The organism is Iningainema tapete BLCC-T55, assembly GCF_014698965.1.
In the GTDB taxonomy this organism is placed as follows: domain Bacteria; phylum Cyanobacteriota; class Cyanobacteriia; order Cyanobacteriales; family Nostocaceae; genus Iningainema; species Iningainema tapete.
Map to the genome: position 1 here is coordinate 53,962 of NZ_JACXAE010000074.1, position 20,888 is coordinate 74,849.

Annotated in this window: 24 protein-coding genes; 10 read left to right on the top strand and 14 right to left on the bottom strand. The window is 42.2% G+C overall.

Annotated elements, in window-relative coordinates; all coding sequences use genetic code 11:
- Nucleotides 1-97 precede the first annotated feature (97 nt).
- A complete protein-coding gene (locus ICL16_RS23915) occupies nucleotides 98-565 on the bottom strand; it encodes a MarR family winged helix-turn-helix transcriptional regulator (protein WP_190832875.1) in 468 nt (155 codons plus the stop codon).
- A gap of 180 nt (nucleotides 566-745) precedes the next feature.
- Here ICL16_RS23915 and ICL16_RS23920 point away from each other — a divergent pair, with 180 nt between their 5' ends.
- The 5 genes from ICL16_RS23920 to ICL16_RS23940 all read left to right on the top strand — a co-directional run bounded on the left by ICL16_RS23920 (nucleotide 746) and on the right by ICL16_RS23940 (nucleotide 4,253).
- The gene (locus ICL16_RS23920) at nucleotides 746-1,000 is read left to right on the top strand and encodes a type II toxin-antitoxin system RelN family antitoxin (RefSeq protein WP_190832973.1); all 255 of its coding nucleotides are present in this window, start codon (nucleotides 746-748) and stop codon (nucleotides 998-1,000) included.
- A 145-nt stretch (nucleotides 1,001-1,145) separates the two neighbouring features.
- A complete protein-coding gene (locus ICL16_RS23925) occupies nucleotides 1,146-1,799 on the top strand; it encodes a class I SAM-dependent methyltransferase (RefSeq protein WP_190832876.1) in 654 nt (217 codons plus the stop codon).
- A 114-nt stretch (nucleotides 1,800-1,913) separates the two neighbouring features.
- Complete coding sequence (locus ICL16_RS23930; RefSeq protein ID WP_190832877.1) at nucleotides 1,914-2,438, top strand: hypothetical protein; 525 nt, start codon at nucleotides 1,914-1,916, stop codon at nucleotides 2,436-2,438.
- Between the two features lie 93 nt (nucleotides 2,439-2,531).
- A complete protein-coding gene (locus ICL16_RS23935; RefSeq protein ID WP_190832878.1) occupies nucleotides 2,532-3,419 on the top strand; it encodes a hypothetical protein in 888 nt (295 codons plus the stop codon).
- A 240-nt stretch (nucleotides 3,420-3,659) separates the two neighbouring features.
- Nucleotides 3,660-4,253 carry a Uma2 family endonuclease gene (locus ICL16_RS23940; RefSeq protein WP_190832880.1) on the top strand — a complete coding sequence of 198 codons (594 nt, stop codon included), beginning with the start codon at nucleotides 3,660-3,662 and terminating at the stop codon, nucleotides 4,251-4,253.
- A gap of 52 nt (nucleotides 4,254-4,305) precedes the next feature.
- Here ICL16_RS23940 and ICL16_RS23945 read toward each other — a convergent pair whose 3' ends face one another.
- The gene (locus tag ICL16_RS23945; RefSeq protein ID WP_337907110.1) at nucleotides 4,306-4,956 is read right to left on the bottom strand and encodes a hypothetical protein; all 651 of its coding nucleotides are present in this window, start codon (nucleotides 4,954-4,956) and stop codon (nucleotides 4,306-4,308) included.
- Between the two features lie 365 nt (nucleotides 4,957-5,321).
- Between ICL16_RS23945 and ICL16_RS23950 the strand changes: the two genes are divergently transcribed.
- Nucleotides 5,322-5,873 (top strand): Uma2 family endonuclease, encoded by a 552-nt coding sequence (locus ICL16_RS23950; protein ID WP_190832885.1) that lies wholly within the window; start codon nucleotides 5,322-5,324, stop codon nucleotides 5,871-5,873.
- An 18-nt stretch (nucleotides 5,874-5,891) separates the two neighbouring features.
- Here ICL16_RS23950 and ICL16_RS23955 read toward each other — a convergent pair whose 3' ends face one another.
- The gene (locus ICL16_RS23955; protein ID WP_190832887.1) at nucleotides 5,892-6,743 is read right to left on the bottom strand and encodes a 3'(2'),5'-bisphosphate nucleotidase CysQ family protein; all 852 of its coding nucleotides are present in this window, start codon (nucleotides 6,741-6,743) and stop codon (nucleotides 5,892-5,894) included.
- On the bottom strand, nucleotides 6,744-7,691 hold the full coding sequence (locus tag ICL16_RS23960; RefSeq protein ID WP_190832889.1) for a sugar kinase: 948 nt from the start codon (nucleotides 7,689-7,691) through the stop codon (nucleotides 6,744-6,746).
- A gap of 74 nt (nucleotides 7,692-7,765) precedes the next feature.
- Here ICL16_RS23960 and rsmI point away from each other — a divergent pair, with 74 nt between their 5' ends.
- Entirely contained in the window at nucleotides 7,766-8,641 is an 876-nt protein-coding gene (gene rsmI / locus ICL16_RS23965) for a 16S rRNA (cytidine(1402)-2'-O)-methyltransferase (protein ID WP_190832891.1), read from the top strand.
- A 58-nt stretch (nucleotides 8,642-8,699) separates the two neighbouring features.
- Nucleotides 8,700-8,879 carry a 30S ribosomal protein S21 gene (gene rpsU / locus ICL16_RS23970; protein ID WP_190832894.1) on the top strand — a complete coding sequence of 60 codons (180 nt, stop codon included), beginning with the start codon at nucleotides 8,700-8,702 and terminating at the stop codon, nucleotides 8,877-8,879.
- Nucleotides 8,880-9,008: 129 nt separating this feature from the next.
- Here the strand turns inward: rpsU and pth are convergent, their stop codons facing one another.
- From pth to psbH, 3 genes are all read right to left on the bottom strand, one after another.
- Nucleotides 9,009-9,641 (bottom strand): aminoacyl-tRNA hydrolase, encoded by a 633-nt coding sequence (pth, locus tag ICL16_RS23975; protein ID WP_190832896.1) that lies wholly within the window; start codon nucleotides 9,639-9,641, stop codon nucleotides 9,009-9,011.
- A 4-nt stretch (nucleotides 9,642-9,645) separates the two neighbouring features.
- Nucleotides 9,646-9,909, bottom strand: coding sequence for a TatA/E family twin arginine-targeting protein translocase (locus tag ICL16_RS23980; protein ID WP_190832898.1), 264 nt, complete (start codon nucleotides 9,907-9,909; stop codon nucleotides 9,646-9,648).
- A gap of 115 nt (nucleotides 9,910-10,024) precedes the next feature.
- Nucleotides 10,025-10,228, bottom strand: a complete 204-nt coding sequence (gene psbH, locus ICL16_RS23985) for a photosystem II reaction center phosphoprotein PsbH (protein ID WP_190832900.1) — start codon at nucleotides 10,226-10,228, stop codon at nucleotides 10,025-10,027.
- An 83-nt stretch (nucleotides 10,229-10,311) separates the two neighbouring features.
- On the opposite strand from psbH, the gene psbN reads away from it, so the two are divergent.
- A complete protein-coding gene (gene psbN, locus ICL16_RS23990; protein WP_190832902.1) occupies nucleotides 10,312-10,443 on the top strand; it encodes a photosystem II reaction center protein PsbN in 132 nt (43 codons plus the stop codon).
- Between the two features lie 60 nt (nucleotides 10,444-10,503).
- On the opposite strand, the gene ICL16_RS23995 is transcribed toward psbN, so the two are convergent.
- A complete protein-coding gene (locus ICL16_RS23995) occupies nucleotides 10,504-11,169 on the bottom strand; it encodes a PEP-CTERM sorting domain-containing protein (RefSeq protein WP_190832904.1) in 666 nt (221 codons plus the stop codon).
- 304 nt (nucleotides 11,170-11,473) lie between these two features.
- On the bottom strand, nucleotides 11,474-14,743 hold the full coding sequence (locus ICL16_RS24000; protein ID WP_190832907.1) for an alpha-mannosidase: 3,270 nt from the start codon (nucleotides 14,741-14,743) through the stop codon (nucleotides 11,474-11,476).
- 30 nt (nucleotides 14,744-14,773) lie between these two features.
- Between ICL16_RS24000 and ICL16_RS24005 the strand changes: the two genes are divergently transcribed.
- On the top strand, nucleotides 14,774-15,871 hold the full coding sequence (locus ICL16_RS24005; RefSeq protein WP_190832909.1) for a hypothetical protein: 1,098 nt from the start codon (nucleotides 14,774-14,776) through the stop codon (nucleotides 15,869-15,871).
- A 13-nt stretch (nucleotides 15,872-15,884) separates the two neighbouring features.
- On the opposite strand, the gene ICL16_RS24010 is transcribed toward ICL16_RS24005, so the two are convergent.
- The 5 genes from ICL16_RS24010 to ICL16_RS24030 all read right to left on the bottom strand — a co-directional run bounded on the left by ICL16_RS24010 (nucleotide 15,885) and on the right by ICL16_RS24030 (nucleotide 20,818).
- Nucleotides 15,885-16,250: an aspartyl protease gene (locus ICL16_RS24010; RefSeq protein WP_190832911.1), complete on the bottom strand. Its 366-nt coding sequence runs from the start codon at nucleotides 16,248-16,250 to the stop codon at nucleotides 15,885-15,887.
- A gap of 9 nt (nucleotides 16,251-16,259) precedes the next feature.
- Nucleotides 16,260-16,766 carry a FitA-like ribbon-helix-helix domain-containing protein gene (locus ICL16_RS45910; RefSeq protein WP_238360928.1) on the bottom strand — a complete coding sequence of 169 codons (507 nt, stop codon included), beginning with the start codon at nucleotides 16,764-16,766 and terminating at the stop codon, nucleotides 16,260-16,262.
- 49 nt (nucleotides 16,767-16,815) lie between these two features.
- A complete protein-coding gene (locus ICL16_RS24020) occupies nucleotides 16,816-19,293 on the bottom strand; it encodes a DUF3769 domain-containing protein (protein WP_190832914.1) in 2,478 nt (825 codons plus the stop codon).
- A 158-nt stretch (nucleotides 19,294-19,451) separates the two neighbouring features.
- Nucleotides 19,452-19,568: a photosystem II reaction center protein I gene (locus tag ICL16_RS24025; protein ID WP_190832975.1), complete on the bottom strand. Its 117-nt coding sequence runs from the start codon at nucleotides 19,566-19,568 to the stop codon at nucleotides 19,452-19,454.
- Nucleotides 19,569-19,981: 413 nt separating this feature from the next.
- Nucleotides 19,982-20,818, bottom strand: coding sequence for a response regulator transcription factor (locus ICL16_RS24030; protein WP_190832977.1), 837 nt, complete (start codon nucleotides 20,816-20,818; stop codon nucleotides 19,982-19,984).
- Nucleotides 20,819-20,888: the final 70 nt, after the last annotated feature.

A 20,888-nucleotide genomic window follows, 5' to 3' on the forward strand; every position in this document is an offset into this window, starting at 1 on the left:
TCTACAAGTATTTATCGGTAAATTAGTTAGTATACGTAATATATTAGAAAGAAAATTTTAGCGGATCTTCACCCATTCGGGCGATCGCAGCTTTCACTTATGATAGATTAGCGATCGCCCGATCCAAAATTTGCGAAAATTGTTTGCGCTCGCTAGGGGAAACGCCACGCCATGTTTCCTCACGCATATCCACTATTATTGGTGGTAAAACTTGTGCTAACTCCTTACCTGCGTCAGTTAGCCAAATCCGCCAAATACGACGATCCCTTGTATCGCGCTCTCGACGAATTAAACAGCGTTCTTCCATCCGATCCAAAACACCTGTTAAAGTACCGCCCACTTGTTGGAGTTTTTCGCCAATGCTGCAAGTAGGTAGACCATCATCTTCCCATAAACAGCACAGTACCACCCAGTGGAAGGGAGTAAGCCCATAAGGTTCCAGGCGCTCACTTAACTTGCGGTAGAGCAGTTGTGACAGCAGTTTGATTCTGTAACCCATGTTATAAGGGGCAAGAACATGCTGCCACGATTCCAAAGTTTGGAATTTGTCTGAGGTAGAAACCATTGCGGCAGTTATTTAGGGTACGTAATATTAGTATAACTTTTTTTTGGCTCTAGTCAACACTGAATCGAGTTTCATCATGCGGCGATATGATATCGCTACCAACTGCTTGACAAAATTTACAATTGGGAAAGGGAACTTGCACGCCCATGTGTGAAGACGATGGTTATGGAAACTGAAAAAATGAAAGCGCTTGAAGTTACTGGTATCATTGACTCTGAAGGCAACCTGATTTTGGATGAGCCAATTAGAGGAGAAATTTCTCCTCGTCGTGTACGGGTGATTTTGTTGTTTACTGAAGAAGCAGAATCACTTGTTGACCCTGATGATACGCCAATTGAGGATGTTAAAGCTAGTTTGAGGAGAGCATTGCAGCAAGCTTCATCAGGGCAAACTAGACCGATTAGTGAGCTTTGGAGTGGAATCGATGCCGAGTGAACAAAAAGGAACAATTTTGTTTATAAAGTGAGAATTCGTAACAGTAATATCCAAAAAAGTAAAAGTGCTGAGTTTAAGCGTGAATAAAGGCGATCGCACTGATTGAAGTATATTCGTAAATGTTCCACCCATAGAATACTTTTTCATGCCGCTCAAACCAAATCAACGCACTAAGCTGGATGATAGCAATGACTTACAGTTTTATGAGTATCCCCGTTTCGTCACCCATGTAGACGAAGGATTCATCCAACAGCTAACCGATTTGTACCGCCAGCGCCTTAAACCTAACACGCGCATTTTTGATATGATGAGCAGTTGGGTATCGCATCTACCGGAAGATATAGATTTTGCTCATGTAGAGGGACATGGGCTGAATGCTGAGGAATTGGAACGCAATCGGCGCTTAAATCATTACTTTGTGCAAAACCTGAACGACAATCCTCGGCTACCTTTGAGCGATCAAGATTTTGATGCTGTGCTTAACTGCGTTTCCGTGCAGTATTTGCAATATCCAGAGGCTGTATTTACAGAAATACATCGTATCCTAAAACCAGGCGGTGTAGCAATCATCAGCTTTTCTAACCGCATGTTCCATCAAAAAGCGATTCAAGCGTGGCGGGATGGTTCCGAAGAGAGTAGAGTGGAATTAGTCAAAAGCTACTTCGCGAATGTACCGGGATTTACCTCCCCAGAAGCGATCGCCCATCGCTCAAAAGTTCCTAATTTATTACAGTGGTTAGGTGCAACGGGCAGCGATCCGTTCTACGCTGTAATAGCATACCGCACAACAAACAGCTAATCAATGGCAGTGAGTACTCATTGCCACTGTGTTTAACAAAATCTAAATGAATGCGGGTTACATCAAAAAAAGGCAGATAATTGCCACCATATTCAGCATAAGGAGGAGTCAAGCATGTTTTTCCCCCGCGCCCGTAGAATATTAGCAGCTTTGCTGTTATGTTTGTTATTATTTACCACTGCCTGTCAGCCTAAAACTCCAGGACGTTTTGACCAAGCACAAAAAGAAAGTACGCAACAAAAAAGTGGTCAAGCTGTCGCAAAGGAATCAACCCAAGGTAGTGAATTTAATAAATTCTTCCCTCAACCTCAAGATGGTTATCAGCGAGTTTATACCCAAGAAAAGAAAGGCTTTGCTGAAGCAAAGTTGAAGCAAGGTGGTAAAGACTTAGCGGTGATTTCCATTTCCGATACACAAGCAGTAAAAGGTTCCGCCAACCCAGCCGCTAAATTTGTAAACGCTACCAAGAAGATAGCAGGATACCCAGCCGTTGACCAAGGCGCTACCGGCACGGCTATATTAGTCGGTAATCGCTACCAAGTGAAAGTTCAATCCCGTGACTCGTCATTTACAACAAGCGATCGCGAAGCTTGGATACAGAAATTTAACCTTGATGGTTTGGCGGCATTGAAAGGGTAAGCGTGTTAATTGTTAATTGCTAATTGCTAATTGCTATTAACGATTAACTATTAGCTATTAACTATTAGCCATTAGCTAATTAAGGAGGTTATTGTGAGCAAATCAATATTTGAGTTGGTTGACGAATTACCAACCAGCAACTTGACAGTTTCTGCATTGCGATCGCTCGATTTTGTTGCTCCCGGAGAGTGGCAAAATGTGGTAGGTTTTGTCAACACAATTAAAGCGGTAACTGGCGAAACAGACGAAGACTTAATTCAGCAAATTGGTGAAAGAGCAGTTTTCCTCTACAATGATCGTTCCCAAGGCTATCAACGCGCTATGTGGCTCTACCAAACTGTAGATAGCACAGATAAAGCTTTGGGTGCAGCAGCCTTAGCTAATAAAGTAGGCGAGAAAATTCCCTTATTAGGTTTTCTCAATCGCGTTACGCCTAAAGCAGATAAAGCACAAACCATCGACTTAACCTTAAAATTAGTCGCTGAGTTAGTAGCCTTCTGCCAAATTAACGGTATTCCCGGAGACAGCATTGGCGATTTTGTTGCCTCTTTAGGTGAGTATAGCGGTGAGTCATTCATCCGCATGGCTGCTTTAGTTTGCTTTGATGGTTTGATACCGCTAGGTCCAGATTTTATCAGCAAAGCTTTATCTACAATTAATCAAACCAGCCCACAGGAGTTAGATCAAAACTCAACTTTCCAAAACATTAAAGACGCAATTCCTGGGCAAAATTCTAGTAGCAAACTCAACTTTATTGGTGAAAGCTTTGACTCAGTTAAAGGTTGGATGAGTGGGTTAGTTACTTCCAGAGGTTTAACGCCAGAAAAAGTCGCCGCCAACTTGCAAAGTTTTATTGACTTTAGCGGTGACAAGTTGGATTATCTTGCCGCTTTCCTTGATGTGTCAACAAATTACTACGAACACACAGGTACGCAAACCTTAGCGCGTCGCTTGATTGAACGAGCTTCTGCCGAAATTTAGATTGAGCGGTAATGGGTAATTAGTACTATTACCCATTACTGAATATTTTATAATTCTATATCAAAAAGTAGATATATTTAATTAGTAAATCAACCTGATGGGTGGTTTTACCCAATGGATAAATTACGTATATTAAGAGTGGTGATGTGCTTTTTCTCGTTCCGTAAAGGTGCGGCAACGCCGTACCCTTACCTTAACTAATTGTATACTGGAGATATTCAGATCGTAAATAGAAGCATCATGGTTGCTAGTCAAAACCAAATTTACATTTCTCCAGAGGAATATCTGCAACAAGAAGAGCAAAGTCCGGTTAAGCACGAGTACATTGATGGGCAGGTTTATGCAATGGCAGGCGCATCTGATCCTCATGTGACTATTGCCGGAAATTTATTCGCTTTACTCAGAAACCATCTGCGCGGAAAAGGTTGTCGGGTTTATATATCCGACATGAAAGCTCGTATAGAGTCTTTAAATAGATACTACTATCCTGATGTGATTGTAACTTGTGATGAGCGAGATAGAGAAACACCTACTTTTAAACGCTATCCCAGCTTAATTGTAGAAGTTTTGTCTAAGTCTACAGAAGCGTTTGACAGAGGAGATAAGTTTGCCGATTACCAAGAACTAGAAACCCTTCAGGAATATGTTTTGTTAAATACAAAGCGTCAAAGGGTTGACTGCTTTCGGCGCAACCCTGAAGGACTTTGGGTACTACACTCTTTTACTCAAGGGAGCAAAGTCTATTTAGCTAGTGTTGACTTTCACACTAGCATTGATGAACTTTATGAAGATGTGATATTAACAGGTGATGATGTAGAAAATGAGGACGGTTGAATGTATAAACGCGCGGCGTTCTACAAGGGTTTGAATTAAGGCATAATTATGTCTATTGGGGTAACTTTAAACCAGCCACAATCGTAGACAAATGCGGTTCAAAACGCTGAAAATTTTCTAGTGTATCAAACTTCCCGGTGACAGAAGATGGGTCAAATGCAGTAGTAATTACGTAAAGTGCTGTACCATCGAAAGCGACATAACCTAGATTTTGCTCTTGTACAGCGCCACCTTTTTGGTTAACACCTGCAAATCCATAGCGCATTCCCTGCAGTTTACCAAAGAATACCTTTTCTGGGGGCTGTGGTGAGAAAGAAATGCGATCGCCGTAACTCAGCAAACGATCTTTTGATACATCAGCGTAGTGTTGCGCAATCCAAGTTTTTAGTGCTGTTGATATCTGAGTTTGGTACTTAGGACTTTGGTAATCAACTTTTGCACCAGGCGTAATCCCAACTGCCTTCAGCATTTTTTGGAAATCGTATTGTTGTCCTAGCGGATAAAATCCCAATTCCACTGTACCTAAAATTTGTCCTTTAGTAGAAACACACAGTAAACTTCCTGTCTTTTCACAAGGGGTAACTCGCCACTCAGGGGGAGCAGTAGTTTTGCCCAAAATACTTTTCCAGATATTTCCTGAGTTAGGATTGGGCGCAACGGCTGTTTTAGGTGGAGGAGTATTTACGGCAGCTGGTTGTATCACTTGTTTTGAATCTGATTTGCTCGTTGAATCAAAGTGAGAGCGAGCCAATTGTACTCCTATGGGTGCTAAAGCCAACAAGATTAAACCGAGCAAAACATGATAAAGTCTCAACATTATGTTTAAAAATACAGGGTGAGAGATAGCAGAGTATATTTATTCTTTTTGATTTTAATCTTAGTTTCACCGTTTGCCCCTACTCACAACCTGGTGTTGCTGAATTCTAGTATGAATTATTTTTTCGCCTGAGATTTTTCTACTGTCACACCGCAAGACTACCTAACCTTCATTTTACCTGTCACTTAGGAATCGAATGGCACTATGAGTTTGTTAAAATCAACTCAGGAAAGTTTAAAGGAGTCATCACCGTGGTATTCACTATTACAGATGTAGAGCAAGTTCAGCGAGAACACCCCGATTGGCAAGTAGAGTTACAGGATGGGAAAATTGTAATTATGGGACCGTGTGATGATATATCTAGCGAGATTGGAGTTGAGTTTAGTCGGTTGCTTGCTAACTGGGTTAGACCCAAACGCTTAGGACGAGTGTATGATTCTAGTGGCGGGTTTATTTTACCCAATTCAGATTTAAGAGCACCTGATGTATCCTTTGTTAAAGCACAACGATTGCCGCGTAGTCGGCGCAATTTTGTCAACTTAGTGCCAGATTTAGCAGTTGAGATTAAATCAAAAACCGATCGCCTCAAACCACTAAAGGAAAAAATCAATCTATATTTAGAACTGGGAACACAGGTTGGGATCTTAATTGACCCAGATAAAGAAATGCTAACCGTCTACCGCACCGAGCAAGATCCAATTATATTACAAAATAATGATGTCTTGACATTGCCCGATCTTTTTCCCGGCTGGGAGTTGCCTATTGCTGAACTTTGGCCTCCAGTATTTGATGATGAAGAATAGAATTTAAGGAATGTGCATCTATTTTATTTTCTCATCCACCTCTGCTAAAATCCTTTCTGCTTCCTGACAAAGCATTTCATGAAACTGACCGTTGCTAGCAAGTATTCCACCCCACTGATTTACATCACCTGTGTTATACTGCAATGGCGTACCATCAAAGTGAGTGAACTTACCTCCTGCTTCTGTGAGAATTAGCTCTGGTGCTGCGATATCCCAATCTTTTGGGGCTGATTTGCCAGACAAAGAAATATACACATCTGCCTGCTTTTCTACAATTGTGGCAATTTTGCAGCCTACACTCCCCACAGCTTTCTGATTTTGACAAGGTAAGTGTTGCAGCAGATAATCTAATCTTTGATTGCGGTGGGAACGACTCACGACTAAGGTTAAATCTTCAACTGGTTTATGAGAAGATACCTGTAAAGAATTTATATTGCGATCGCGTGTTTCGACAAACGTACCACCGCCTTTGGTGGCGTAATACAACTTCTGTGCTTCAGGTACTGCTACTACTGCTAGCACTGGGCGTTTTTCTTTAACTAAAGCGATATGAATTGCATACTCCCCAGTTTTTTCGATAAAATCTCGCGTGCCATCTAAAGGATCAATTATCCACACCCATGTAGGTGCTGGATTTTGTGATGATGTGTAAGTTTCTTCGCTAATATAGCCAAAATCTTCATCTCCCAAAGCTGCTTGTAGCTTTTGCAAAATGAATTGACTTACAGCTAAATCTGCTGCGGTGACAGGATCGTTTTGTTTATACTGTATTTCTAGGTTTTGGTTACTATGGTGGTAGTAAGATTTTAGTAAATCTGCTGCTTCCCAACCGATGCTACGAGTTATTTCGAGTATTTCTGGTAATTGCATTTACTTAATTTTTATCTCCTTATTATCCATCCAGCGGCGTGTGCCAAAATATTGACAGGATAAACTTGCAATCTGCGCTGACAACGAGAGTGCAGTGGTAAAATTTTCCTGGAGAATATAGTGACAAAAAGCACCGTGAAATACATCTCCAGCCCCTAGTGTATCAACAGCTTGGACATTTGGCACATCTAAATAGCCATAGGTACTGCCTGTCAGGTATTGAATGGGTTTGTCTCCATGGGTAATTGCAATATGAGGGATATGTATATCTTTTAGATATGCAAGAACTTCTGATTCACTTTGACAGCCGGGAGGAGAAAAATTGGCAGAACAAATGGCATAATCGACAAAAGGTAAGATTTGCTCAAATCCAGGTTTCCAACTACCGCCATCAATGACAACTGGTATATTCTTCGCTTTAGCCATTTGGGCAATTACACTCCCAACACTCATCTGATGCCCATCAATTAATACTATATCTATATTTTCTAAAATCTCTGGTGTAATAGCTTCTCTACTTGCTTGTGTTTTGACAGCGTTAATGGAAATAACAGCTCGTTCACCTGTGGTTTGCGTCACAATAATAGATGATACAGGAGGTGGTTGAGTTGTGCTGTCGTTTAAGTCAGCGATCACCACTCCATATTTTATCAAATCTCCTTTGATTAATTGCGTCATGGGATGAGAACCCACCACACCCATCACGGTAGAGACAAGGGTTATCGCGTCTCTACGATTTAAATAGCTGAAAGTAACAGCAGCGTTTGTTGCTGGACCACCAGCCGCTACAGTATAGTCAGAAGCAACAATTTTTTGATTATTGCTGGGGGGATTATCGGCAAGGTAAATCAAATCCAAGGTTACTAAACCGACAAACAAACCGTGATATTTTGGATTTTGCCTCGTTCCCTGGCTCCTGCCTGGGAATGCGGATTTTGGATTTGTCATTTTTCGGCACAATCTTCCTCATCTTTTGTACAGACGCTCCGCTGGAGCGTCTCTACCCTAACATCCGAACGCATATGCAAACCGATCCCAAACCAGGAACACTTTACATCGTTGGTACACCAATTGGCAACTTGGAAGATATGACATTCCGGGCGGTGCGCATTTTGCAAACGGTGGATGTGATTGCTGCCGAAGACACTCGTCATACAGGTAAACTGCTACAACATTTTCAAATCAAGACAAACCAAACGAGTTATCATGAGCATAATCGTAGCAGTCGTATTCCGGAGTTATTACAACAGCTAGGTAATGGTAAAAGCATTGCTCTAGTTACTGATGCTGGGATGCCGGGAATTTCCGATCCCGGATATGAACTAATTAAAGTTTGTATAGCCGAGGGAATACCAGTAGTACCAATTCCTGGTGCAACTGCGGCAATTACAGCTTTGGTAGCAGCGGGATTACCAACAGATAAGTTTGTGTTTGAAGGTTTTCTCCCAGCGAAAACTAAAGCTAAGCGAGAACACTTAGAAACTCTCTCCTCTGAATCGCGCACATTAATTTTCTATGAATCTCCCCACCGCTTAATCGAAACTTTACAAAGTTTAGCAGAAGCTTTTACTCCAGAGCGGCAAATTGTGCTGGCACGAGAGTTAACTAAATTGTATGAGGAATTTTGGCGGGGAACGATCGCACAGGCAATAGCACATTATCGCGACAAAGAACCTCTTGGAGAATACACAATTATAGTCGCCGGAAGTCCACCCAATGCTGCCCAACTAAGCGAAGCAGAAATTGTGCGTGAATTAGAAACGATGATTAATCAGGGAATATCGCGATCGCAAGCTAGTCGGCAATTAGCCCAAGAAACAGCCCTGTCTCGCCGCCACATCTATAAATTAGCTCTTTTGATTAAAACACAAGATGAGGATGTAGAAGACGTGACTTAGGGTGCTTTCTTGTCGGCTTATTCTAGAATTATGGGGAATAACGAAGTGAGGAATAATAATGACCCAAGTGCTTCTAGGAGAAAATGAAGGAATAGATTCGGCTCTACGTCGGTTCAAACGCCAAGTTTCCAAAGCAGGGATTTTAGCCGATGTTAAGTATCATCGGCACTTTGAAACACCTTTGGAAAAGCGCAAACGCAAAGCAGTTGCAGCAAGACGCAAGCGGCGATTTAACTAAACATCTGTAATAATGGCATTACATAGCGTAGCTACGCTAATATATCATCGCAGTTAGGCTGTGATTGTTACAAAAATTCATTAAAATGATTAAGCACACCCCATTAAGGGGTGTGAATTGTTTTTAAGGCTAAGACTGAGGACTGTCAATAGTGCGGCTGTTGCAAACATTCATTGCTTTTTCGACTCCGCCTTGAAGAGAAAGTTCCACGCATTCAACAACAAACTGGAGTACAACAGACATTAATTGATTTTCCGCCGCAGAAAATTTTCCCAGTACATGAGACACAGTACTTGATCCAGTATTCTCATTTTTTGGTCTACCAATACCTATACGCAATCGGGGAAAATTTTGAGTACCAAGGTGTGCGATCGCACTTTTAATTCCATTATGTCCCCCTGCCGAACCAGATAAGCGCAGCCTAGTTTTTCCCATGGGCAGATCCATTTCATCATAAATCACCAGCACTGACTCTGGCGATAACTTATACCAACTAGTTACCGCTTGGATAGCTTGCCCAGAGAGATTCATATAAGTAAGTGGCTTCAGCAACCGGATTTTTTCACCACTAGGTGCTATTCCTTCGCCATACTCCCCCTGAAACTTACGATTTTCAGCCATTGGTATTTTCCAGGAACGTGCACAAGCATCTACTGCCGCAAAACCAATATTGTGGCGTGTTTGTTCGTACTTAGGTTCCGGATTCCCCAACCCGACAATTAGCTGGGGAATTACCAAATTCTTACTAACAACCTCTGTCACTCTATTATGTAGAACTGGTATTGTTATTTTGCATGGGAGCTGCTTCTAATTGCTTGGGTTCAATTTCGGCAGTAGTCTTCATCGCTTCTTCTATTTGCTCTGCTTCTTTTTGAAACTCATTTTGAAATTCCTTAGAAGCGTCTTGAAAACCGCGAATCGCTTTACCCATACTCCTACCAACCTCAGGTAGCTTTTTGGGGCCAAAGATTAACAGCGCCACTACCATAATTAAAGCCATTTCTGGCAAACCGATACCAAATATATTCATTTTTTTTTCGTTCTATACATCTGACTATCTCTTTCAAGTATAAAGCTCATGAAAATACCCGGACTAGTCCGGGTATGGGATTGTAACTTGTGCAAGATCGAGTGGGCTATACCTGTTATCTGCCCAAAGTCCGCCAATCAACAGTCACATCTTGAATCAAGAGCGATTTGTTATACAGTTGCAGAATAATCAGCAGAAAAACTAAAAATAACGCCATAAAAACACCCATGAGGGGGGTAGTACCCCATCCTGGCGCTACTTTACCATATTCCGAGTTCAAAGGTTTGAGGATGTCTCCCAACCGCGTCCTTTGTGCCATAGTTCACCTAATCTGAGTTGCCAAAGCTTTTTTTAATCTTCTGTAATATTCTATAAGAATACTACTCATAAACATAACTTGTTATGGAACCCGCAACAGTTCTTAGCATTTCCGTCGGTGCAGTTGTAATTATCATCACAGCTGTATCTATTTACACTGCTTTTGGTCCTCCTGGAAAACAGCTTTCTGATCCCTTTGAGGATCATGAAGACTAAAAAATTAAAGACGCGCTATAATAGCGCGTCTTTTTGTAGAGACGTTCCGGCGGAACGTCTCTACGCAATACCCTGTAGGCGGCGACGTAATACTAAACCACCACCAATTACACCTAACCCAATGAGGGAAGCATTTGTGCCTGGTTCTGGAACTGCACGAGGGACGCGCAGAGAGTATGATAATACAGCCTCACCTTGAGATGGCGCTCCAGGGGGAGCAAGTCTGTCCTCTTGGGTGAACGTGATTGTGCCTGTAGCACCTTGAAAAATACCAGTTCCATCAAAGATAGTTATCGTGCCACCACCCTTGATTGTGCCTGTCTCAAAGTTAATTTCAGCGCTGTCGTTAGCTTTACCAAATAACTCATTAGCACCGCCGTAATACCTGTCAAAAAATACTGGTTCACCAGTCAAGCCAAACGTTCCAGGATCTGAATTAAAGTTGTATTTGGCGATCGCTGGATTGGTAACAGGCTGAAGCAAACCGTAAGTATTGCTAGTAAAGAAATTCAACCCGTAAGGCGCATCACTATTCTCACCTGTAATGGTTGCCCTGACCATACCTTCCTGATTGAAAGGATTAATTTCGACTGCTGTTTTGTAGCTAGTCTTAAATTCAAAAGTCTCAAAGGCAGTCTGCGCGTTTGCTTTCGCAGTACCCCATCCAAGACTTACCACCACAGCAGCCAATGAAACTAGCCCTACCTTGTACAAGTGCAGAATCATATTCACTACCTTATGTTACAAAATGTGTATAATTTTCTAAGTGCTTAAATATTAGCAGAATACCTGTATAAATACGTAATAAATTGCCAACTCCCAAAAATTTGTCAAAGTAGTTATGTAAAGTTGCACTTTTTTTAGTTATGTTGTGTAAAAGTCAAAACCGCCACGCCTGCTAATTATAAGTAATATTTTATACTAAATGATACAAGTAGTAAGGTAAGCCAGAAGTCATCTAAACTCCTGACTCCTGAACGGCAGATGCTTCAATGGGAACCAGAGCAACGCACTGCTTCCTTCTGACTCCTTAACTCAAAACCTTAAAGCTAGTGATTTTCCACGGTTTAACAGTTAATATTTGTTGCGAGTATGAAAATTCTGGCGTAGCAGAAGAACGTTCCAACAAATCCACAGACTCTGTTAGCGTCAATCCCAAATCACTTTGAAAACGCAACTCTGCTGATGCTCCATGACACTCATAACAGCGAAGAATCCACTCTTGTTGATTATCTTCAGCTTGCTTAAACGCCATCAAAATTAAATTTTCCGCCCCTAAATCAAAGAAACTACCAACAGGCGACAAAAACTTATGATCCTGTTCTTGTTGTTGAGTAACCAACAGAACTTGTAGAGGAATATTTAACTCATAACCACGTCTAACCGTATGAGCAGATTCCCAACCACCAACATGAGAGTATAATGCATAAGTAAACTCATGAATGCCTCGATCTGCTTGTGGATCGGGCCAATTAGGACTGCGTAGTAAAGTCAAGCGTAATTGGTTAGGTTGACTATCATAACCATACTTACAATCATTAAGCAAACTAACACCGTACTGATGACCAGTCAAATCTGCCCAACGCAAAGCAGGAACTTCCCATTTTGCCTTTTCTCTGGGAGTTTGCGGTTGAGTAGGGCGACGAATAACACCACAAGGAATTTCATAGCTAGCAAACTCTGCCTCCACATTGAGAGGAAAAGCAGCTTTCACTAAAACCTGACGTTCTTGCCAATCAACTTTAGTGGCAATTTTCAGCAATTGCGATCGCGCTTGTAAAATGTAGTCTTGGCGAAACTCAGAATTACCTAATTGACGTACCACACGCACCCGACTTTGTACAAAACCTCTTTCCAACCACTCAATAGATTTAAGCCGAGTCGGCGGCAAAGGATGCTGAGCATAATTAGGATCAATATTCCAAGCATCCCAATATTGACCACAATCTTGCCAAGCTTGCAATTGATTACCAGCACCATTCAAAACTTCTCGTTGCTCCATCCGATCAAAAACACTTGACAAATCGCCTGTTTCCGCATCAACAACAACGCGCAGAAATTCATTCTCCATCACCCAATCATCGGTATACTGCTGGGGCGTCTCTACAGTCATCGTCTGTACCAACCAAAAAACACGGTAGCCAACAGCAGGAATATCGCTTGCCAAAAACAGCAAAATCGAATCATCAGCCAACACAGAAGGAACCTGCCCAGAGCCATCATAAACCTGCCAGTTGCGATCAGTTGAAGGTAAACTAACAGAAACCACCTCAGAACGCTGCCAATTAAGAGAATTAAACACCACAATTGGTAAACCATCAGTTGGTGGCGACTCTAGTAAATTTATTCTTGCTGCCAAAGCACTCAAAGAATGCTGCAAAATCTCATTACCAACCCTTTCCACCTCCTGCCAACTCAAAAGCGCATCCGTATAAACCTGAGTAATCGAAGAACCTGGTAAAATATCGTGAAACTGATTAAATAAAACCTTCTTCCAAGCAACTTCCAATTCAACCTTGGGATAATCCCTCCCACAGCTAATACTTGCCAAAGCCGCAAACAATTCCGCTTGATACAACAAACCTTCACAAAAACGATTCCAAAGTTTTTGCTCCGCGTGAGTAGTATAACAACCGCGATGAAATTCCAAATATAATTCATCCTCCCATGTAGGGAATTGGGTTAACTCCTGAACGCCAGGTTGCTCAACGGAGGAAACCTCCGCACGCAACTGGCTCCTCCTGACTCCTGACTCCTGACTCCTGAACGCCAGGTTGCTCAACGGAGGAAACCTCCGCACGCAACTGGCTCCTCCTGACTCCTGACTCCTGACTCCTGACAAATACTTCTGTGCAGTAGAAAATTCTAGCTGAGGAAAAAAAGGAGAATTTTGCCAACGCCGTGCCAACTCCAACATATCACGAGTAGGACCACCACCATGATCGCCAACACCAGGAAGCCAAAGCGCTGCTGAAATACCTGTTTGATTAAACCACTCACAAGAATAAGATGCCATTTTAACCGGATCAATACCCTCACCAATCAACGCAGACATCAAGCTAAAAACCTCACTACCATCAGCAGAACGCCACCAAAAAGCGCCATAATCAAACTGAGTAGTATCATTCCAACGCAACTTTTGCGTCACAAAAAACTCAATCCCAGCATCAACCAAAAACTGTGGCAAACTAGCACAAAAACCAAAACTATCCGGTACCCAAACCACACTACAAAACTTGCCAAACTTCTCCAACACATAGCGCTGCCCATACAAAAGCTGACGCACAATCGACTCACCAGCAATCAAAACTAAATCCGGCTCAACCCAAAAACCACCCACAACCTCCCAACGCCCCGCATCCACCGCCCGCCTAATCGCAGCAAACAAATCCGGACGATGTGAGTCAACCCAAGCATAAAGCGCCGGAGTAGAATGACAAAAAATCAACTCCTCAAACTCCTCCTGAAGCCCAAGCACCGACTCAAAAGTACTCTGCGCCACCTTCCACGTATCACCCACAGGCCATAACCATGCCAAATCCAAATGCGCATGACCCAAAAGATAGATTTTAGATTTTAAACCGCCCAGAGAAGAAAGCTCGTAACGCACGGCAAACAGAGACTTCTCAAACTCTTCCTTCGCGTTCTTCGCGTCTTCTCTTCGAGACGCTTCGCGAACGCGGTTCAATCCATCCCAATCAATCTCACCCACAGCCGCCGCCAAAACATCCAACTTCTCACTCTCCCCCTCCAAAAAACGCAACAACACAGCCAACTCATCAGCAACAAAACCCGGATCTAACCCCTCCCTAGACTCATAAACCAGCAGCGATTTTACCAAAGCACCATCGCAATGTCCCGGACTTACTAACCGCAAAGCAACATCAAACTCTTCCCCAGGCTGAACCTCTGCACTAATTAGCACACGTGGCGAACAATCAAACAAATCACCAGCCGCCACCAACTTACCATTCACAAAAACCTGAGCCGAATCTGCCCACCAATGAAGCGCCAATTTTAAAGATAAACCTTGTAAAGCGTAACCGTGTAAATCATGGGGAATTACCAATTTTTGCCCCAGCCACAGTACTTTTCGCCCCGCCTCCCAAGTAATCTGCACTTTGGCATTAACACAGGCAACTTCCCAACTTGATAAGGATGCCGTAACATCAGCTATGGACAAGTCACCAATATACAAAAGCCAAGAAGACTGAATATTAACCTGACATAAAGAGCGCAACCGCTCAATTGCTGCCACAATAGAATTAGTATGATTAGATTGGGTTACAGGAAAATTCATACGCCACGCTCGCAATTACAAGTTACTATCATGCATTCTGCCTCGAATGGTCGTTATCAAAGCAAACTGTTTAACTTTGTCCACAAACAGACTCGGCGCTTAAGCGAGCAGTTTGAGCGTACTATTAGACATGTGCAAGTTGCTACAACTTGGTCTTTAGAATCACTTTTATACCCGCTACATCTACTATTACAAAAAGCTAAAGAGTCAGCAGGTAAACAACTGCGCTCAGGTAAGCAACAACCAGCTCCACCCCCATCTCACGAAAATACTTTACCCGAAATTGACCGCTTGTTAGCAAAGTTGACTGGCGATGTGACAAATAATACGCCTACGTTTACTCAGGAAACAAATTTAGAAGCGGAAGATCTTTCTTTTCGTCCTTCCCCAGCACTGGTATTTATAGACTCAGCCGTTGCCAAGTTAGAATCGACGGCGGCAATTCCGGCTTTGATTTGGGCGGCGCTGAATTTCTTTTTTGGCGATGGCATCAACCCAAAATTGACGCAAAATACATCGGAAAATATTAAAGCCGAACGCCAGATAATTTCTGGGCAGACTTCAGACAAAAAACTGTCACAACGTCTTCCTATTGCTGTACTGGGTAGTTATACATGGCACGATAATTTAGCAGATCCTTGGTTAACTTACAGTGATTTGTTTGGTGATGAAGAGGAAGTAAGTGTAGAGCATCAAAATGTTACTTCCCCTACAAGCCCTGCTCTCACCAGCGCACCATCAGCCGATTATTCTCCTGACAATCGAGTTAACAATTTGTTCAAGTTTTTGCAACAACCAAAATCTGGTTCTGGGTTAGTGCAACACAAAAAATCAGTCCGTGACTTAACTACTACTCAGAAAAAATCTCAAGGAATTACCACTGCACAGCAAACTGCATCTGACATTACCAATTTTACCAGTGACAGTACAGACTTATCTCCACAGCAACGTCGCCATAGTAATGTTGAAGCAAAACCAGATTATATCGAAACAAAAGCTCATACTATTGGTTATCAAAAGCATCCTTTAGAACTAATTCTAGAATGGCTTGACCGCGCTATGCTCTGGCTAGAGGAGATATTGGTCAAAGTTTTTTACAGATTACAGCAACTTTGGCAAGGAAAGTAATTTATGTAATACATTAGCCTAGAGTCAAAAAATTTTCTGGAAAATCAACAACAAGCTTTCGCGTAAACAGCCAAGGTAAACCTAAAAGTACTTCAGTAATAGCATCTCCTCCAATAACAGGTATGTTGAACATCTGTCCATCTAAATTTACAGTCCCAGCGTAAATACTAAACTGTCCTTCACCAAGTGCTGTTAGCCTTGTTTCATCATTATTAACCAATTGCCATCCCAAACTTATAGCATCTTGTTTGTTAATCGCTAGCCAGTCAGTAAAACCAGTATCTAGCAGCGCATCAACTGTAATGATTAATCCATCTGACGCTACAAAGTCGATCTCAAAAAATAGTTCTCCTCTACTACTAAATTTTCCTTCTATCAACTCTTATAACTATCCTCCGTGTGTAGTTAATTGGAATGTACAAATTAGTTTTTTTGGATGTTTTTGACGCGCTTGTTGTTGGGCTAAAGCTTTATTGGTATTAAGGAAATAATCGCCGCTATCAGGTTCAATAGCAACATACCAACCAGTATAATCTAAGTCTATTTCTGAGCAAAGCTGCTCGTATATTTGGCGAGAACGCGCAATATATCCTGGATTAGCTAACTGGGGTGAGAATTTATCTGTGTATTGCCTAATGCCAACCCAAGAAGCTGATTCTCGTCGGAGTTCAGCACTGTCAGTATGGATACCACCAGCTAACTGTTGGCGTATTCGAGCAGCCGCAGCTCTTGCATACGCCATATCACCATTTGTACGATAATATAGTTTATTTTCAGCTACTTGCTGTAGGATATCTTTTAATTCCTCTTGCAAAGTTCGACCATGCTGTTGAGCAAGAATTTCTAGTTTTTCTAAGATAATAGGGTCTAAATTTTCAATTAATACAGCACTCATAATTGACTCCGAAATAGTTTGAAGGAGCTGTTGACATTATAGCCATATTTTAATAATCCTGTCGCACGCCACCTTCAACTGGCTTGACTTCGGAAGGATCGGAAATTGGATTGGTTCCGCCAGTCCAATTAAAGTCACTAATTCGGAAGCTGATTCCACCTAATGCTAAATCCGGGTTGTAACGCAAGGAGATTCCGTAAGTGCGACGGCTATATTCCAGAATGTAATCAGTGCTTAAGCTTTCTCCTTTATCTAAGTTGATCGATGTTTGAAAGCTCAGGCGGAAGGGACCGTATAATTGCTGTGTAATACCTGCACTCAGAATTTTGTTATCTACATAGCGATCAAACAAAAACGGAGATAAGCCGCTATTTATACCTTGAGAATAACTAATATTGAAGGCAGTGTAGTCTAGGAAGGGTCGAGAAAAGTTACCTAATTGCCCTTCTAAACCGATTGTACCAATCAAGGAGGATTGATTATCACCATTGCTGTAGTAACTGGTGGTACCGGTGACTCCGGCGATCGCTCGCAAGTAAGGAACCACTGGATTTGGTGTATATCGCAATCCTTCGGTAGCAGTGGGTGGTAGTGGTTTACCTTGCCACAACGTAACCCCACCGTCAATAGTTGCACTACCTTGAATCCGACTTAAAGAGATCCGACCATTATCGCTGCCTGCATCTAGTAGCAAATCGTTGCGATCTGTGTTAGCATTAATGAACTGCGCACCACCCTGATATCTCAGATTGAAACCTGTTGTTCCTAAAGGAATATTTGGAGAGGTCACCACACCACCCAAACTACTCTGCACTGTTTGATAACCAAGAGTACCATTGTAAAGGCGATCGCGATAACTATACTCTAATGTCGCAATATGGGGATTGACACCGCCTAAACTTTGGCGCAATCGCAAAGAAGCTCTTAAATTGTCTTCTATATCACCCAAGTCGAAACTAGTTAATAATCCAGAACCTTCTACTACAGTTTGTGGACTTAAAACTGCATTCAGTCTCGTTTTTAAACCAAATAGTGAGGGAAAATCATCAAAGTTGTCTACTGCTCTTTGGACAAAAAATTGGGGCGCGATACTCCAGCTGACATTTTCATTATTTAATATTTTAAAGCCGCGCTCAATATATAATCCTCCCCTTTGATCGCTATCATAACCGATGGAGGCGATTGGTGGACTGACTTCTCGCTCACGACGATCAATTGTCTGCTCATCTTTAGGTATTGGTACAGAAGTACTTTGGTCAAATACTAAACGCTGTCCTTCTGTTTTAATTCTGTCAACTAAAGGTGATTCTCTGGTTAAAGTTACTTTATTTGCACGTAACTCCAGTTCTGGAGGTGAAAAGGGATCATTAGTGATGCGTACATCTTGAGCTTGCCAACCACGTGGATAAAAATCAACTCTTGCCGCTTGAAAACGTAGCCGCCTCACTTGTCCTCCCGGTTGGGGATTGGGAACATTTCTCGCGTCTACTCTACCACCGATGAGAATGTTAACTCCTCCCGGACTGGTTGCTTGCCGGGGTTGATTGTTACGAACGCGATCGCTCAACGGACGTGCTTGTACTCCTCTGGTAGTGGCAGCATCTGTTGATTGTTGAAAAGACAAATCTCGCCCTGCGGTGGGGATGAATACATCACCACTACCGCTGAGTAGGTTACCATTATCTTGAAGAAAGTTGTAGGTAAAGCGTTGTCCGCGTAGAACTTGATCGCCTCTTGTTAAGGCGACATTTCCCTCGCCCACAGCAATTAAGTTATCTAAATTTACTTGTAAGCGATCGGCATCCACTACCGAGCCATCAAATCGCACTACCACATTCCCGGATGCTGTTACAGTCCGGCGCTGTTCGTCATATTCTTGCCGATCTGCAACTACTTCTATTACTCTTCTTGTTTCTTGGGGGTTATTTGCTGGTTGATTTTGTGGCTGTGTTGTGTTTTCTGGGGTTGCTGGTTGATTTTGTGGCTGTATGGTGTTATCTGGCGTTACTGGTTGACTTTGTTGCTCTGTTGTGGTATTGCTTGGTACTGGTTGATCTTGAGTGCGAGATTTAAATTCGATTGTAGAAGGTACTGGCTGTTGTGTCTGTTGTTGAGCGTCGAAGTCTATTTTAATTGGTTGTTGCGTGAGTTCAAATGTAGCTGATTTTTCTGTTTCAGTATCACTTGGCTGTAGAGGTGCATCAAATAAACTTTGTGCTTTTTGTTGAGATAACTCTTTGCCCCGAGCGATCGCATCGTTAAGCGCTTTTTTTTGTTCAATATTTTGAGATAAAACAACTCTTTGCTGTACGGGATAACCTATCGCCAGATTTTCTCCTAAAGACGCTGCACTTCTAGTCACCGAAACAGGCGAAAATTCAGCAGGAAAAGTTTCCGGTGTAGCGGTTTGAGATAACGCCTTAACGATGACTAACTCCTGATCCTTAGTTTCCACTACTGAATGGGATTTGGTTTCAGTAGCAGTTGGGAGCAGATGAGGTGCGGGCGGCAGATCGGGATGAAGCATAGGAGAACACAAAGAACGCTAACAAACAGCTATTAAATAGTCGGAAGGAATTTTCTTCCGACTTTTGCTTTCTGCCCAGCCTACTCTAAAATAAGCTGCTGACAAGTACGCTCATACGGTAACTAATATCCGCCACAACAAGCGTTGCAGACCAGGTCTTATTCTAAATCTTTACGACCTGGGTTACGAGCTGGATCGTTGGATAGAAATCCAAAGAAAAATAGACCAACAAACAAAGCAACAACTATATAAACGACGATTTTTAAAGTCAGCATGGGGATAACTCCATTGGATATGAGTTGGCTTTCGTATCTGCGATGCAGAAAAGATAGCCTTTTTATCTTACCCAAATCTCGACCCCTTTTAAGAAAACACAGTGTAGAATCAACTGTGAACATTCTGACTAGTAGACGGGCGTTGAGCAGAATTTGTCGATTTGTTAGTGTAATTGACGTTTACTCCAGGCAGAGGTTTCCCAACTGCAACTATTTTCCTCTGCCCAAAGAACAAGATCCCCGACTTCTTCTGCAAAGTCGGGGGTCTGGAAGATAATAATATGACATGATGTAGGACGCAAAATAAATCTGATAATTGTCAAAAAATTGACCCACTGTATATCTATGTGGCTCGTGATGGTACTGCGCCTACCCTGATGCTAAAAGGCAAAACTGACATTACACGCTTAATACTATCTCATTACTTCTACCCGGCAGTGCCTAAGCTGCTGATTTTCTTTTCTCCAAGTTTGGGGAGGTACTCCGTGGTGTTGACGGAACTGGCGGGAAAAATGACACGCATTTTGATATCCTAGTGCAGTGGCAATTTGTTCAATTGTTTGGTCTGTATCTTGGAGTAAAGAACGAGCTGCTGACATCCGGCGCTTAACAATCCAGCCGTTAACAGTTTCTCCCGTTTGTTTTGCTACTCTATTTGTTAAGTAAGCTGCTGAGTAACCTACTGCATCAGCGACATTACACAGAGTGATCCCTTGATCGTAATTAGCTTCGATATAGTCGAAAACTTCTTTAAGGTGGGGAAGAGATGGAAAAATTGATTGAGGTTCTTCTGGAACTGACGTGGATGGCGGCTGTGGTTGAGATAAGTTTTGGCAACAAGTCATGTACCAGTGGCGCATGAACATAGCTTGTTTTTCTAGACGCATTTTGATTGCTCTGAGCAATTGTGCTACTGTAGAAGGCTTAGTCAAAAAGTCGTCTGCACCCAACTCCATACCTTTACGCATAGCAGCTTGAGAACCGCTACCGGTGAGAAATATAAAAGGAATAATTGCTGTAACAGGATCTTGACGTAGTTGAGATAAAACTTCGTAACCATCGATATCAGGCATCATGATATCGCAAATCACTAAGTCGGGTATATGTTCTTGTGCTTGCTGGATGCCAGTATAACCATTTTCAGCACCTATGGTGAAAAAACCTTCTGCTTCTAGACCATCTAGGAACATATTGCGGCTAGTGGAGTCATCTTCGATGACTAGGATCTTTTTTGAAGTTTCGTGCACCATCATAATTAATTACCAATGTTTGTGTGAGTGAATAAATAACTGAACTTTATGTAGACTATTCAAGCAAGTA

Bases quoted from the DNA above. Each gene is read 5' to 3' on its own strand.
- ICL16_RS23915 (WP_190832875.1), bottom strand. From the start codon at position 565: ATGGTTTCTACCTCAGACAAATTCCAAACTTTGGAATCGTGGCAGCAT.
- ICL16_RS23920 (WP_190832973.1), top strand. From the start codon at position 746: ATGAAAGCGCTTGAAGTTACTGGTATCATTGACTCTGAAGGCAACCTG.
- ICL16_RS23925 (WP_190832876.1), top strand. From the start codon at position 1,146: ATGCCGCTCAAACCAAATCAACGCACTAAGCTGGATGATAGCAATGAC.
- ICL16_RS23930 (WP_190832877.1), top strand. From the start codon at position 1,914: ATGTTTTTCCCCCGCGCCCGTAGAATATTAGCAGCTTTGCTGTTATGT.
- ICL16_RS23940 (WP_190832880.1), top strand. From the start codon at position 3,660: ATGGTTGCTAGTCAAAACCAAATTTACATTTCTCCAGAGGAATATCTG.
- ICL16_RS23955 (WP_190832887.1), bottom strand. From the start codon at position 6,743: ATGCAATTACCAGAAATACTCGAAATAACTCGTAGCATCGGTTGGGAA.
- ICL16_RS23960 (WP_190832889.1), bottom strand. From the start codon at position 7,691: ATGACAAATCCAAAATCCGCATTCCCAGGCAGGAGCCAGGGAACGAGG.
- rsmI (WP_190832891.1), top strand. From the start codon at position 7,766: ATGCAAACCGATCCCAAACCAGGAACACTTTACATCGTTGGTACACCA.
- rpsU (WP_190832894.1), top strand. From the start codon at position 8,700: ATGACCCAAGTGCTTCTAGGAGAAAATGAAGGAATAGATTCGGCTCTA.
- ICL16_RS23980 (WP_190832898.1), bottom strand. From the start codon at position 9,909: ATGAATATATTTGGTATCGGTTTGCCAGAAATGGCTTTAATTATGGTA.
- psbH (WP_190832900.1), bottom strand. From the start codon at position 10,228: ATGGCACAAAGGACGCGGTTGGGAGACATCCTCAAACCTTTGAACTCG.
- psbN (WP_190832902.1), top strand. From the start codon at position 10,312: ATGGAACCCGCAACAGTTCTTAGCATTTCCGTCGGTGCAGTTGTAATT.
- ICL16_RS23995 (WP_190832904.1), bottom strand. From the start codon at position 11,169: ATGATTCTGCACTTGTACAAGGTAGGGCTAGTTTCATTGGCTGCTGTG.
- ICL16_RS24000 (WP_190832907.1), bottom strand. From the start codon at position 14,743: ATGAATTTTCCTGTAACCCAATCTAATCATACTAATTCTATTGTGGCA.
- ICL16_RS24005 (WP_190832909.1), top strand. From the start codon at position 14,774: ATGCATTCTGCCTCGAATGGTCGTTATCAAAGCAAACTGTTTAACTTT.
- ICL16_RS45910 (WP_238360928.1), bottom strand. From the start codon at position 16,766: ATGAGTGCTGTATTAATTGAAAATTTAGACCCTATTATCTTAGAAAAA.
- ICL16_RS24020 (WP_190832914.1), bottom strand. From the start codon at position 19,293: ATGCTTCATCCCGATCTGCCGCCCGCACCTCATCTGCTCCCAACTGCT.
- ICL16_RS24025 (WP_190832975.1), bottom strand. From the start codon at position 19,568: ATGCTGACTTTAAAAATCGTCGTTTATATAGTTGTTGCTTTGTTTGTT.
- ICL16_RS24030 (WP_190832977.1), bottom strand. From the start codon at position 20,818: ATGGTGCACGAAACTTCAAAAAAGATCCTAGTCATCGAAGATGACTCC.